Here is a 15852-nt window from a genome sequence, read left to right on the forward strand (position 1 = left end):
ATGATAAAGACTAGGTTAATATTACATAGTATAGCATTGCTATTAAGCTCGCAATTTCAGTTTGCCCAAAATCAAAATGCCGATGCTAATCTCCTCACATCTTATGAAGATTATACAGAAATGAATAGAGAGTTAGTATATGCTCATCTCAATAAATCGATTTACATAAAAGGAGAAACCATTGGTCTTAAAGCCTATGTGTTAGATAAGTATTCTCAACAATTGGCTAGTCAAGCAGCAAATTTATATTGTTCAATTTCGGATGCTGCTGGTAAGGTTGTAGAAAGTAAATTATTAATGGTCGAAAACGGTACTGCTATTGGTGATTTTGATATTGGAGATAATTATACATCTGGAAATTATACGATTACATTATATACAAATTGGATGCGAAATTTTAACGAACAAAACCTATTTGTAGAAACGATTAGAATTATTGATCCCAATGTTGAGACACAGATGATCACTAATACTGACTTTAAGAATATCGATGCCCAATTTTTACCTGAAGGAGGACATTTATTAGTCAATGTTGAGAATACTCTAGGTGTAGTTATCAAGAACAATAAAGGTCTTGGACTCCCTAACCTTGAAGGTGAAATTGTAGATCAAGATGGTGTCACTGTGACTAATTTTAAGGTTAATCACTTAGGAATCGGTAAATGTCTATTAACTCCAAAAGAAGGACAGAATTATAATGCAATATTTGCGTATGAAGGTTCTGAGTATACAGTGAATATTAAAGGAGTGAAAGCTAAAGGAATGGCACTAAATCTGGTGCCTCTTAAAGATAAAGTGGCCTTAACAATAAAGACTAATACAAATACATTAGCTCATATTAATCAGAAACTATACAAATTAGCCATTCACAATGGACAAGACTTAAAAGTCATTGATTTTAAGTTTGATCAGAAGACAGAAGTATTGAAAGTCATTGCTAATGCAGATTTATATCGAGGTATAAACATTTTTACGGTTTTTGATGCCAAAAATAACCCATTATTAGAACGTCTCCATTTTAATTATGAGGGCATTGATACGGTTTCTTCAAGTATTGAAACGGTTCAAAAAGATAGTGATACAGTTACTGTAACTATACCATATGATGCAAAATATGCAGAAGTACAAAATAGTTTTAGTGTTTCTGTATTGCCAAAAGACACCAATGGCTTGCATCATCAAAATATTATATCTTATACATTTTTGCAGCCTTATGTTAAAGGGTATTTAGAGCAAGCACAGTATTATTTTACTGAGGTTACTCCAAAAAAGCAATTTGAATTAGATAATGTATTGATTACTCAAGGATGGAGTAGTTACGATTGGAACACGATATTTAATAATCCACCAGAATACGATTTTGATTATGAAAATGGTATTAGTTATACTATAAATTCATCAGAAAAAGGAGATAAACAGTTAATGATTTATCCGAGTTTAAATCATTCGACCAAACTCATTAGTTTAACAAAAGAGAATCCATCATATACAGCTTCAGGATTATTTCCTGTTCAGGATGAAGCGATACGTATTCGAGATATTGGATCTGGTTTAGCAACAAAGCCGAAATTATATATTCAATTTGATCCTATTAAAATCCCAAAACTAAATTCTCACATAGATGGAATAGAGGCTTCAGGATTTAATTTAGAAACGTCTAATATTGAGTTGTCGATGCCAAGTATTTTAAACAAAGTTGAAACCTTAGATGAGGTTATTATCAATAAGAAAAAAGGTTATACCGAAATAGAAAAAATAAAGAATAGAAGTTTAGGTAAAGTAGAAGCTATTGATGAAACTCTTGTAAGACGTTATAGAACTTTACTTCGTTACCTTAGAGATAAAGGATTTACGGTTGTGGATACACCTACAAAATTTGAACTTTATTCGAATGCAGTAAATAGTCATCGAGATCGTGTTGTTATTAATCAAGAAACCAATTATTTAAATATTCAAGTTGATCCAGATGGTCAAGCTGTTCATCTTAGGGATAATCCTGAAATAGATGAGCATGTTGAATATGTTCGAGATGCTGCTACTTTTCCAATCGTATATCTAGATGGAATGGTTTTACATGAAGATCTATCAATTTTAAGAGAATTTACTCTAGACCAAATTGAATGGATAGAAGTTAATAAATCTGGAGTAGGTGGCGGTATGCGATCTGGAGGTGCTGGACTAATACGAATTAAAACAAATCCAACAAGTAAGGTTAAATTGCCTTCAACTGAAGTTTATGGAACTTATGATATTCCGTTGAAATTTTCGGTTGCTAAGAAATTCTACATCCCAGAATATGTGTCTTATGATAATGCCTTTTTTAATACATTTGGAGTAATAGATTGGTTCCCAAACCTCACATTAAATGATATTGGTGATTTGGAATTTAGAATTTCAGATAAACAACTAAAGGAGTTTAAAGTTGTTGTTGAAGGTGTAGTTAATAACACGTTCGTTTCAGAAATAAAAACTATAACATTGAATTAATTTTATGAAGACATTAAAACAAACATTTTGCATTTTACTTTTTTCGTTTATGACGTTTATAAGTAGTTCTCAAAATACTTCAGTAACAAATGAAGATAGAGAGATTTTTTGTCAAGTTTTAGACCTTTCAGATAAGCTTCCAATTGTATTTGCTACTGTAAGTATTAAGCATAGGAACAATGGTGTTATTGCCGATGAAGATGGTCATTTTAGACTTCCTTATAAATACAAAACACAAAATGATGTGTTAATCATTTCTTCAATTGGTTATGAGTCTAAGCATGTAGATGCTAACAGTTTATCAGATCAAGGGCCTAATGTTATTTATTTAAAACCTAAAATTGAAGCACTCAATGCCGTAACAATTACGACTAAAAAAGGGGAGACAAAAAAAGAATACGAAAATGTAAGAGAAATTGTTGGTAAGGCCATTAGTAAAATGAGAGTGAATTTTCCAACGCAACCGCATTCTTATATTGGATATTATAGAGATTATCAATTGCTTCAAAACAAGTATTTTAATTTAAATGAAGGCATCATTGAAGTGTTTGATGAAGGGTTTCATACTAATAAAATGTTGTTTAAAAACAACCAAGCTGCTTTGTATCAATTTAAGCAAAACTCTAAATTCCCAAAAGACACCTTACTTACTCAAGAATATGATAATCAAAAATATAAGTATATAAAGGACGCAACTATTTCTTCTATAGGAGGAAATGAGTTGAGTATTTTAACTGTACATAACGCAATTCGCAATTATGAATACCATAGTTTTTCTTTTGTGCATACATTTAAAGAAGACTTTTTAAATAACCATGAATTCCGAATAGCGAAAAAACTTTATTTAGATGATACCTTATTGTATGAAGTAAAGTTTTATGCTATTGAAGATGTTACCGGTGTTAAGAATACAGCTGATGGAACTATTTATATAGCTGCAGATAACTACGCTATTCATAAATTGGAATGTTTTGGTTATAAAGTTGGAGATCCTGAGCCATTTTTCTCTGTGAAAATTGAGTATAAACCTAAAGGTGATCGCATGTTTTTAAATTATATTTCCTTTAATAATAAGTTTAAGGTTAAGAGTCGTGATGATTTTCAAATAGAAGACGTATCCTATGATAAAGGAGATAATGCTTTTTATGTAAGATTTAACAATACTGTAGATAAGAGAACGATTGCAAATAGTAAAAACTTCAGATTTATTTACAAACGAAAGAAGCTTAAAGTAAATTCGGTAACTCTGGATGATAGTAAAACTGTAAAAGTGAGCTTAATAAATGGCGCTATACCTTCAGGCGAAAAATTAACTGAAGAGTCTATGAAGGAACTATCCTATAAAATCAAAAAAGTCACAGATATTTCTGGACGGGATCTTAATAAAAAAACATTTATTAGAGTTAATCAATTTAGAGAATTGTTTGTTCAAGAAGTCTTTAAAAATAAAATCTTGGCGGAAGACTTGTACTTCGTTAATAAATCAGAGAAACTTTCAGAATCATTAATCAATAAAGGAAAGCTTAAAAATATTTCTGATTATTGGGTGAATTCACCATTGAATGCAACAAAAAACTAAAGCAAATTAGTCACCATGTTTATCGAGGTATAGTGCTTTATCAACATAGTATTGATGTAGCTGTCGACCAATTTCGGCAAGAAAAGGAATGCCTATAGACTCATAGTTATAGACATCATCATTGAAAATGCCATTACTATTGACATGAATAGTAGCAGTTACAATAAACGAAATACGATGCTTATGGTCAACGATATAAGCGCAGTCAGTTAAGTACCCATAAGCATAACCCACTTTATTTGAAATACTTATATGATCAGGGATTCGTTCTTTTGTATCACCAAACAAAAAGAATTTAACATAGCCATCATAATATTCTTGCTCATCAAATCCAGCATGTCTTGGGACAACTTTCATAGCGTTCAATAGAAACTTTCGATCATCACTATTAAGAATGAATTGTTTATCAAATTCATATGTATCAGGAAATTGAATCCGTAACATCATCTCATGTAAGGTCGAAATTGAGATATAGTTTTTTTTGGAAAAGTCCATTGGAGAATTTACTAAGGTTCCTTCTTTATAAAAACCTTTTCCTTTTTTTAGCCGTTTAAGCGGATATGTTTTTACTGGAGAATCTACCATAAAAGGTAACTTTAAAGACGTAGAGTCATTCTTGTAAAATACAATAGTTTTAGTTTTTGAATTTATTGCATCACTATGTTCTAAACGATGAGAAATTCGCGCTGACTGAAGTCCTTTTTTTTTGAGTTTAGCATTAATATAATCGCGACCTAAAAATTCATATAAGCGATTATAAGATGCATTTCCACTAATGGTAAAGATATCTCTAATGTCATCTCTAATTGTTGAAAATATTGAATCATTTTCAATATGGTATCGACTTTCACTAGTAATACCTTCTATAGTATTCACCTTTTCTAATGCTAATACAGCTATAGGGAGTTTGACCGAGCTTGCTGGATAAAAATAGTTGTTATCATTAACTTGAAATTCATGAGTATTTGTACTAATATCGCCTGTAGTCCATTCGACAACTTCAGACACTTTTATTTGAACTTCATGTGCTTCTAGGTTGTCCATAACTTTTGCTATAGCAGGATGGTCTGAGTCAAGAATGTCATTTAAGGGGTTGTGATTAAAGTCTTTTTTACAACTTAGCAATGTTAGTATAAAGCAAAATAGAAGTATATATCTCATGGTGTATAAAGATAAAAAAAACGTAAGAGGAAAATCTTACGCTTTTTATAATCTTAGAAAAGTTTCCTTGTTTTTATTTATCCAGTTGAACTCTTAATTGTGCTGCTTCATGAGCTTTTCGTATTTCGGAAATTTGTCTTGGATATGTCCTGCCATTTAAAAACTTTCCAATAAATGTACTCCTTACAAAGTAGTGATAGGTTACAAAGCATATAATTGCTGTAGTTGTCATAACAAATAGAAATTTTAGTGTGCCAGAAATATTCCAATCAACAATTAGTGCAGGAATAATGATTGTAAAAGGAAGATGTAATAAATACACCCAATACGAAGAATCGGAAACATAGCGCATTCTAGATGAGTGATTACTTCCATAACGAATAAATAAGCCAGTAAACCCAAAAATAAGTAACCAACAGCATAGCGACCTTATGCCCATTATAATAAATAAGTCTGTGTGGCTTAAGTCAGTGAAAAAGTACCACGTAAAAATAACAAGTCCAAGTATGGTAAACAACCAGTCATGTTTTTTAAAGCTACTCAATAGTGATTTAGACTTAAATAGTAGCCAGCCAAACATATAGAAAAAGAAATAAAAGATAAATGTGTAGAAATCAGGTATTAGACTTGTAGAGGTATTGACCCAATAACGATCCATAAATAATAAAATAATTATTGTGATACTTACAAATATAATTAGACGAAGAATTGAATTTTTAAAGATATAGTGAAATACATTATGGATGAATTGTGATGCTTTAGGTAGCTTTTTAAATAGCATGCCTAATAAGAAAGAAGACACAGAAAATAAGATGAGGTAATATAAAAACCATAAATGTACAGAGCTATTAGGAATGAATGCACCAAAACTAGAAAAGGCCTCTTTCGTATTAGATAATGCATCAGGATTAGATGCAAACACATCGAGTGTGTAGTTCATTCCACCACGAACAAGTGGAAATAGAATAACAAGAAATACTAAAAAAGGGAATAAGATTCTATTCATTCGGTTTTTAAACATTTTTCGTTGTCCGCGTTCATAAAATAGTAATGCCGCAAAAAAGCCTGCAACAACCATAAATATTGGCATACGAAATACATGAATGAGACTGTTTATGAATTCAAGATTAGTATTAAAATTATTTGGGTCTCTAATTGGCCATGCAGTATATGGCTCTCCACCAATATATGTAATAACAGAATGCAGTACTAAACCAAGCATCATCATTATTGCCCTTAAAGAATCTAAGGCGTGTAAACGTTCAGTTTTATGTGGAATTGATTTCATAAGGTTAAAATTTTATATCTGATGGATTTATGAAAATGACAAGGTCACAATCGTTAGTAAACTTTTTAAGCGCAGTTTTTTTATCAGAATCTAGCTCACAAACGTAGAGATTTTCAGCATGATTTAGTTCCATAAGGTGTTCGAAATTTTCTTTTTTAGAAATATCTAATGTTGATACTTTTACATCAAAATTTGTATTTAATAAAAGTAAAATAACGTCCTCTGGTATAAATCCAGAACCTCCTATGATACCTGCTTTTTTCATGTCTTTGTTTAGAAAATGATTGATTATTATGATTGATGATAAAAACAGGTAGATTGTAATGTTAATTGGTTGATTAACTTTTAAATACTGCGATTATCTCCACAGAAATCGCATCTACCTGTTTGTAATAACGATAGAAAGTTAGTTGATTATTAATTCATACTTAAGTCTTCCTCAAGAGTATATAAATAACTCCAAGCATCGTCTAAGCTTTCATTAAATTTTGCACGAATTTCTTTAGTTTTAGCTTTACCATGAACACTTTCATATACTTTCCAAACATTATCTTTATCAACATCTAAGTCAGCATAATCTTTAAATGGAGATGATACAAAATAATCAGCACCTTCACCTCCCATGATACTATACCAGTAACCTCTGTGGTCTCCTTCTTTTTTAGCAATGGTTGAAGATACATCTTTTACTACTTCATTAAATGCGGCAGAATTGTTAACTTTAAAGTTGGTTACCCATACAATAGACATACCTTCCATATTAGCTTTACGACTCATATCTGGCATAAATCTCGTGGTATTATATTCAGCACTTTCTATATGTGGAACAATAGAACTAATAGCTATAGCACCACAAGCAGAAGCAGCAGCATCTTTACTGTCCATTTCTGCCCAGTTATTCATTCTGTTTGACATCACATACACATTCCCTTTTCCTTGTAAACGGTTCCAAACGTTCCAAGTGTTTTTGCCGCCATTATCTTTGTAGCATTTGTTCCATTTTTTTACGCCATCAGTAAAATTAGCGTCATGACCAAATTTGATAGTGAATTCTGTAAGTCCAAGAATAAAGCTTTCATTCTCTTTTTCTTGAGCTTGCATTGTTGGAAGCATGAATAAAAAACATGCAACGCATAAAATTGTGTTTAAAGTTTTCATAATAATAGTTTTGAATAATTGATTAATATTTTATTTCAACAATCAAGTAACTCATTATGATGGTGTTATGAAAATGATCTAGGACGAATGGTATAAAATCTTGTCCGAAGCAATCGATTTGTTTATCGGCAAAAATAGAGCAGAGGTCTAATAGAGATAAATTATATAGTTTGTAGCCTCGTAAGTAATTCTTCTTTCAGTGATTTACTTACAGGAATGGCTTTTTTAGCAATTACGATATGACTAGTGGCAATTTCATTTATCTGAGAAAGATTGACTATAAATGAACGATGAACTCTTAAAAAGTGTTTGTTGGGTAATTTTTCATCCATATCTTTTAAGGTCATTACTAACAAATACTCTTTGTCTTTTGAATAAATTCGACAATAATTTCGTTCGGCTTCAATGTATAATATATCATTAATATGAACCTTGATCATTGTGTCGTTATGCTTCACAAATATGCAATCACTTAGCATTAATGACGAAGAGGTAGTATTTGTTTTAGCTATTTTTGGTACATCATTTTTTTTATTTTCTATACCTTGTATTGCTAATTCTATGGCACGTTGAAGATCTAGTTTTTTAAAGGGTTTTGAAATAAAAGCATGCGGATTAGTAATTTTGGCTCTATTAAAGTGAGCTTCATCGGCATTTGCAGTTAAATAAATTATAACAACGTTTTTATATATTTCTTTAATAAGGCTAACAGTTTCTATCCCATCAATATCACCTTTTAAATTTATATCCATTAATACAATATCTGGCTTGTTTTGTTTTGCAATTGTCAAAGCTTCTTCTGCTCTAGGTGAAATTCCAACGACATCATAACCTAAAGAGCTTAACTGTAATGAAATATTGGCAGCAATGATCATTTCATCTTCCACAATTAATATTTTTATTGGTGTACTCATAATTAGGCAGCAGATTTAATTTTAAATTCGAATAGTATTGATGTTCCGTTATCGTATTTTTCTTTCATAACCCCATTAAGTTGCTGTGTAAGAAGTTGAATAAGTTGTGATCCAAAACCCGTTCCCTTTGCTTGTTCTCCTATAGTTTTGCCAATGCCATTATCGACAACTTTTAAAGATAGAACATCTGGTTTAGACTGTGTTAAACTGATTTCTATTTTTCCTTGGCTATCCTGCGGAAATGCATATTTTAATGCGTTTGTAAGAAGTTCATTCACTATAAGCCCAATAGGAACAGCAGTATCAACATCGAGTTCTAATTGTTCCATAGCACATTCGACTTTGACTTTATCTTCAGCGTTGAACGTATCTAAAATTCCATCGCTTAAATTGACAAAATAGTCTTTCATGTCTATGCTTCCCAAATGTTCACCTTGATATAGTTTTTGATGAATAATACCCATAGACTGAACTCTACTTTGACTAGCTATCATGGCATCCTTTGTTGCGGAGTCTTCAAGCTCTGCAGACTGCAATGCTATTAAACTTTTGACCAGCTCAAGATTATTTTTCACACGATGATGAATTTCTTTTAATAGTAATTCATTTTGGGTATTCTTCAAATCTAATTCATTATTCAAAGCTTCTAATTCTTGACTACGTTTCTGCTTTTTTCGATAATTATAAAATAATCCAAATAAAATAAGAGCCAATAAAGATGTTAAAATCACATATAAAACTTTAGTGCGCTTTTGCTGATTTATGATTTCATCTTGAAATAAAATCGTTGCGTTTTTTTGACCGACTTCGTATTTGGCTTGTGCTTCAGTTTCTAAACTCAAAATGACATTATCCTTGTATAATTCTAATTCTGAAGTATAGAGTTGGTGATAATATAGTGCTAATTTATTGTCTCCTAATGATTCATATATTTCTGAAACATGCATATAATTTTCCCATAAATTTCGTGACCTACCAGTTTTCTTTATAAGATCAATGGCTTGCAGGTTATAAGGTAATGCTTCTTCATATTTCCCTTGCATAACATAGACATGGCCTATGTTACCTAGTGAGGGGATTAGATAACGTTCTAGACCTAATGCTTTGGAATTATCGAAATTGGCTTGATAATCTGCGATGGCTTCCTGATAACGATCCATGTATTTATAGATATTGCCTCTCCAATTAATTGATGCCATCATTGGTATTCCTGTTTCACCTAAGTCATTGTAAATTTGAATAGATGCATTTATAGACTCCAATGCATTTTCTAAATCGAAACCAGTAAATAATTGACTATTGGCTTTAAAACGGTAACTGAGCGCTAAATCCCTTTTAGCATTAATTCCCTTTTGAATTGTAATAGCTTGATTACAATATTTTATGGCTTCATTATAATTGTTTTCATAGTATAATAAATCTCCAATATGTGAATAACACTGTGCTAATCCTTTTTGATCTTTCAATTCCTCAAAAAGAGCTAAGGCTTCATAGACGTAAATTTTAGCTTGGTTGTAGTCTGCTTTAATAGTATAGACATTTTTTAACGCTATATTAGAGTAGGCAATATTTTGCCTATTATTAAGAGCTGTATAAATATCTTTGGCTTTATTGAAGTAATACACAGCCGAGTCTAATTTGGAATACTCTTTATGGTAAGTAGCTAAAAATTTGTATGCTTTAGCTAGTGTATTCTGATTATTTGATTGTTTTGAAAGAGAAATGGCTTGTCTTGACTTAATGCCTAATGCTATAGAATCTTTAGTATTATCTACATGACTTTCAAGCCAACCTATTAGGTCATCTAAATTGGTTGGGTTCGAATTCTGAGAAAAGCTTAAAATTGTACTAAGTACAAATAAAAGTGTCAACGTTTTGGTCATAAGTCTTCAAAATAGCAAATTAAAAGACTTTAGGGTTAGGTAAATATAGTGAAAAATCTCTTGCATTTTTAACAAAGCTTTAACGCATCTGATTTCGAGTGTTTTAACAGTTGTATTCGAAATTTGTGCTGTTTTTATGCTGCTCTATGAGTTTTGAATCGAAAAAACACAGCAGTTCCATTCTCATGTTTTTCTTCCATAGTACCATTAAGTTGAAGGGTGAGTAATTTAATAAGTTGAGTTCCAAAACCAGTTCCTTTTGAAGATGAATCTATGGGTTTTCCAATGCCATTATCGGTAACTTCTAAGGTTAGAGTTTCTGGATTTGATTGGTTTAAACTAATTTTAATTTTGCCTTTCTCGTTTTTAGGAAATGCATATTTAAGAGCATTAGTTAGTAATTCATTTACTATAAGTCCAATTGGAACAGCGGTATCCACATCCAGTTCTAATTGATCCATCGCGCATTCAATCTTTACTTGATCATCTGCATTAAAAGTATCTAAAATGCCTTCACCTAAATTAACGAAATAGTCTTTCATGTCGATACTTCCTAAATGTTCTCCTTGATATAGTTTTTGGTGGATTATTCCCATGGATTGCACCCTGTTTTGACTTGCAATCATGGCATCTTTTGTAACAGAGTCTTCGAGTTCAGCAGATTGTAGAGAAATCAAACTTTTAACTAATTCAAGATTGTTTTTTACACGATGATGAATTTCTTTTAAGAGTAATTCATTTTCAGCATTCTTGGTTTTGATAAGGCGTGTCGTTTTTTTGTTTTTATTAAAAAAATAGAGTAGTACTATTAGTAAAACAGATAATAGACTTGCAATAATAATGATGAGTGTTTGAACACGGCTTTTTTGTTCTAGCATTGTTTGTTGTATAGCTAGTGCTTCGTCCTTTTTTCCTGTTTCATATTTTATGGTAACTTCACTTTCTAGATTCGCTATTTTAGACTCAAAATTATTTTTAATATTAGTGTTTGCTTTGTCACTGTATACGAGGGCATTTTCATAATCTCCTAAAAACGCATAACAGTCTGATAAGTCCTTATACTGCTGAATAATCGTGTTTTGCCCTTTGTTTTCATAGGCCTGAACACCAGCTTTTAAATGCTGTAGCGCCTTTTCATAATCTTCTAGGAGTAAATAAGCCTGTCCTATTTCTGTACGATAGGTAGCGCACCTTTCTTCTCCAATAATAGCGACACATAATTCCCATGATTTAATATAATCTTTTAGTGCATTTTGATAATCATTAGCTCTAACATAAACCTCACCTCGATAGGAGTGAGCTTTTACTGGTATAAAAACTTCTTCTGGCACCTTTTCTTTAACAACCTCTAGGCAATAGTCTGTAGCTTCATATGCTTTTTCAAATTCGCCAAGTTCACCATAACTAATTATCAAATTAAATTGTGCCATGCCAAGTAAACCATATTGCTCTGTTTTTTCTAAAAAAGGTTTGGATTTGTTTGTGTACTCAATGGACTTCTCATAATCTTTCATAACTCGAAATAATACGCCTAAAGTTCGATAAGCACTTCCAAGGCCAGATTCGTCATTTAAATCTTCATATATCTCAATCGCTTTGAAAAGGGATGCTTGTGCTTTTTCTAATTCCCGAGTTTTAATTTGATGCCTTGATAGTATTTCGTAAGTGTCAGCAATTTTTTTTGTGTTCGTCCCTTTTTTATAATATTCTAGAGCTTTTTCAGTATGATATACAGCAGAATCTGGCGAAAATATGCCATTGTATCCATGCCAAACAGCTAACTCTTCATGAACTCTGGCTAATAAATTTGAATTCTTCTTTTTCGATGCACGTTTTAACGTTTGAAGACCAATAGCATGATATTCATCTACATTCTGGAAATTAGCTTTCAGCCAAGACAGACTCGAGTCTATACTAACATTATTAAATTCTTCTGGATGAATGGTCTCTTGAGAAAGAGACATGCTTGATATGAAGCAAGCAATTATTAGAAGAGAAATTTGTTTAATCATATCCTTTAATATTACTAATTAAAAGATTTGAGGGTATATCAAATATAAAAAAAGCACTATAGTAAATAGTGCTTTTTTTAATTTCAATTTAATTGCCTTTTGCTGGTTGGGGAAATTTTGGGGGTTTTATAGCATTCTTTGGTTTAAGCTGTTTCATTAATTCTGCTACAGCACGTTCCAGTTGTGGGTCAATTCCGTTTGATAAAGCTTTAGCATCCTGCCTTACTTCAATATCTGGTGCAATACCTTTATTTTCACCAATCCATGAATTATTTATTGGATCAAATACGGCATTATCTGGAGAAGTAAGACTCCCACCATCTACAAGTCTGTAATGAGTTGATGACTTTACAAGTCCTCCCCAAGTGGTCATTCCGATAAGCTTACCCGCCTTTTGTTGTCTAAATACCCAAGGAAAAAAGTCTCCGCCTGATCCTGCTAATTCATTAATGAGAAGTACTTTTGGTCCTATAATACCTGCAGGAAGATTTAATGGTATTCCATTTGGAACCTCATTAGTAATACTGGCTCTTAAACTACGTGTCATTAAATCAACCATATAATCATCTAAAAGTCCGCCACCATTAAAACGTTCATCAATTACAGCTCCTTCTTTGTCTTGTTGCGCGAAGTAGTATCGATTAAACGATACGAAACCACCACCTCCAGTATTAGGTACCCAAACATAGCCTAAACGTCCGTTAGATAATTTATCAACTAATCTACGATTATCTTCTACCCAAGTGCGTTGTCTTAGGGAAAATTCACTTCTTATAGGTTTTACGATTTCGGTCCAATGGCCTTTAAATTCTGGCTTGTCATTAATATATAATGTAGTTTGTTTTCCTGAAGTGCCATCTAAAAATTTATAAATATTATCAGTGGCATTAATTTCTTTTCCATTGATGCCAACAATATAATTGCCTTGTTTAATATTTAAACCAGGAGCATCAAGAGGTCCAGTCAATCCTGGATTCCAACTTTCCGTGGTATAAATTCTATCAATTTTCCAACGGTTATTTGCGGTAGATAAATCGGCTCCTAATAAACCTACTTGAGTGCGTTCAACATCTGGATAATCTCCACCTCTTACAAAGCTATGACCAACAGATAATTCACCGTTGATTTGATCTAAAATATAGTTTAAATCGGAACGATGTTTAATAAATGGTACTAAAGGAGCATATCTTTTATAAACTGTTTTCCAATCACGTCCATGAATATTTGGATCATAGAAATAATCACGTTCATAACGCCAAGCTTCTTCAAACATTTGTTCCCATTCTGCCAATCGATCCAATTTCATTTGCAATTTGACCTTGAGTGTTTTTCCACTTTTCGCATTAGCACCACTTGTACTAATTACTTTCCATGCGCCACCAATTCTTGCTAACATGTGTTTTCCGTTTGCAGTAATAGAAATGGAACGTGCATTTTTTGTAAATTCCTTGTGTTCTTGGTCTTTTAACTTGAATTTATGTAAAGTCATTCCTCTACTATTTGGAATGTATTCTGAAATAAACATGGATCCTTTTGGTCCAGCCAAGATTTCACCATAATACCTTGAAGGCATAGGTAGCGCCAGTGTACGACGACCAATATTTTCAAAGTCAATAGTCATTACATCATCTTTCTTAGATTTATCATCTGTATCTTTCTCATCCGGTTTCTCTTCACCTATTGTGTCTTCACTTTCGTCGTCTTCAACCTCTTCTTCATCACTTTTAGGTTTAAAGGGAGAGTCATCATTGGCATCAAGATTAATAACATAAGCCGAATATTCTGGATTTGCAGTCATTGCACTAGTATTTGCCCATCCAGAACCAAGAGCAACATCTGTACTCGCTAAAAAATACAATTGCTTCTTATTCAAATCCCAAGCAGGCGAGAAGGAGTCTGCAAAAGGGTCTGTAATAGCTTTAGAGACATTATCTTTTAATGAGTAAATATAAATTTGTCTAAAATTATTAGTTCCAGATTTTTCATATGCAATCCAATTAGAATCTGGAGACCATTCTAATTCTATATTCCCTCGTTCTAAATTATTGCCGCCTACATCAATGGTTTTAATTTTTTTCGTTTCGAGATTTATAAATCTTAAACGCACATCATCATCTACAAATGCAATATATTTTCCATCAGGAGACCATGTAGGGTTCCATGCTAATTTTGATTCTCCAATGTCAATAGTTTCCATGTCCGAACGCCCATCTTGAGCAGACAACTTTAGTATGTAGTTTTTTCGATTTTCATCTGAAAACCACGCAATCCTATCACCTTTTGGTGACCAAAGTGGTCTACGATCTGCGATTCCTGAGCTTTCAGTAATATTTCTGGCATCACCAAATTCTATTGGAACCGTAAAGATGTCGCCTCTAGATTGCATAATTGCTCGTTTACCGTTTGGAGATAATGAGGCTGATTGTACAGAGCGTGATACATCTTCCCATTTAGTTTCTGCCCAAGGGAAATCACCAATCACGTTGATGTTTAATTGATTAGTGCTACCATCATTTATATTCAAAGTATGCAAATATCCATCACGTTCATATACTAAGGTGTTTTTGTGAGCATTGAGCCATTTAATATCTGAGCCTTTAAATGTTGTAATTTGCCTCAAACTTTTACTCTTAGTATTAAATGCCCAGATATTAGAAACTAAATCTCTATCAGATAGAAAGTAAATATCATCACCAAGCCATTTGGGTTGAATGTCTGTAGTATGTTCATTAGGTAAGAGTACTTCATCTTGTGTTGCTAAATCTAGAATTATTAAAGGTGTATTTTGTCCACCTCTATAGGCTCTCCATTCTACATCCCAGCGATCCATTTTATCAATTACAAGTTGTTTGCTATTTGGAGAGAAACTACCGTCATAACTCCATTGTTTAGTAAGTAGTTTGGGTGCGCCTTCTTCAATTGAAACGGTATATAGCCTATCATAAGGTCTAGGCGCAGTGTCTCTAGAACTAGCAATTAAAACATGTTTTCCATCATTAGTCCAACCTCTAACAACAGAACCGCTTGGATGCCAAGTAAGTTGTTTAGGCTCACCACCATTTTTAGACACGATGTATACATTATTTCGACCTGATCTATTAGAAGTAAAGGCAATCCAGTTACCGTCTGGAGAAAAATAAGGATTGGATTCTACGGCTGGAGTTGAAGTGATACGTTTGGCTTCATTCGAATTTAATTCGGATATCCAGATGTCACTTCCATAAGCAAAAGTGATTTGTGAATCGCTAATGTCGGGTTGTCTTAATAGTCTAGTGCCTTGACTAAAGGTTAGATACGATACGAATAAAAAGAGTATTAAAAGATAAGAACTAAAGGGCTTAGGTTTGGTTGGAAATATCATTCTAAGTTT

At 32.4% G+C, this 15852-nt stretch carries 10 protein-coding genes; 2 read left to right on the forward strand and 8 right to left on the reverse strand.

Annotated features, from left to right (window positions below; translation table 11 throughout):
* Together ACTU6T_RS12010 and ACTU6T_RS12015 are read left to right on the forward strand one after the other, a co-directional pair.
* Entirely contained in the window at positions 1-2487 is a 2487-nt protein-coding gene (locus ACTU6T_RS12010; protein ID WP_460218439.1) for a hypothetical protein, read from the forward strand.
* A gap of 4 nt (positions 2488-2491) precedes the next feature.
* On the forward strand, positions 2492-4066 hold the full coding sequence (locus ACTU6T_RS12015; protein WP_460218440.1) for a carboxypeptidase-like regulatory domain-containing protein: 1575 nt from the start codon (positions 2492-2494) through the stop codon (positions 4064-4066).
* Between the two features lie 6 nt (positions 4067-4072).
* On the opposite strand, the gene ACTU6T_RS12020 is transcribed toward ACTU6T_RS12015, so the two are convergent.
* The 8 genes from ACTU6T_RS12020 to ACTU6T_RS12055 all read right to left on the reverse strand — a co-directional run bounded on the left by ACTU6T_RS12020 (position 4073) and on the right by ACTU6T_RS12055 (position 15843).
* Complete coding sequence (locus ACTU6T_RS12020) at positions 4073-5227, reverse strand: serine hydrolase (protein ID WP_460218441.1); 1155 nt, start codon at positions 5225-5227, stop codon at positions 4073-4075.
* A gap of 73 nt (positions 5228-5300) precedes the next feature.
* Positions 5301-6515: an acyltransferase family protein gene (locus ACTU6T_RS12025; RefSeq protein ID WP_460218442.1), complete on the reverse strand. Its 1215-nt coding sequence runs from the start codon at positions 6513-6515 to the stop codon at positions 5301-5303.
* A gap of 4 nt (positions 6516-6519) precedes the next feature.
* A complete protein-coding gene (locus ACTU6T_RS12030) occupies positions 6520-6780 on the reverse strand; it encodes a hypothetical protein (RefSeq protein WP_460218443.1) in 261 nt (86 codons plus the stop codon).
* A 152-nt stretch (positions 6781-6932) separates the two neighbouring features.
* Positions 6933-7673, reverse strand: coding sequence for a hypothetical protein (locus ACTU6T_RS12035; RefSeq protein ID WP_460218444.1), 741 nt, complete (start codon positions 7671-7673; stop codon positions 6933-6935).
* A gap of 161 nt (positions 7674-7834) precedes the next feature.
* The gene (locus ACTU6T_RS12040) at positions 7835-8587 is read right to left on the reverse strand and encodes a LytR/AlgR family response regulator transcription factor (protein ID WP_460218445.1); all 753 of its coding nucleotides are present in this window, start codon (positions 8585-8587) and stop codon (positions 7835-7837) included.
* A gap of 2 nt (positions 8588-8589) precedes the next feature.
* Positions 8590-10470 (reverse strand): tetratricopeptide repeat-containing sensor histidine kinase, encoded by a 1881-nt coding sequence (locus ACTU6T_RS12045; RefSeq protein ID WP_460218446.1) that lies wholly within the window; start codon positions 10468-10470, stop codon positions 8590-8592.
* A 134-nt stretch (positions 10471-10604) separates the two neighbouring features.
* Positions 10605-12482: a tetratricopeptide repeat-containing sensor histidine kinase gene (locus ACTU6T_RS12050; RefSeq protein WP_460218447.1), complete on the reverse strand. Its 1878-nt coding sequence runs from the start codon at positions 12480-12482 to the stop codon at positions 10605-10607.
* Positions 12483-12570: 88 nt separating this feature from the next.
* Positions 12571-15843, reverse strand: coding sequence for a S41 family peptidase (locus tag ACTU6T_RS12055; RefSeq protein ID WP_460218448.1), 3273 nt, complete (start codon positions 15841-15843; stop codon positions 12571-12573).
* Between the last annotated feature and the right edge of the window lie 9 nt (positions 15844-15852).

It is taken from the genome of Psychroserpens citreus (assembly GCF_055686305.1).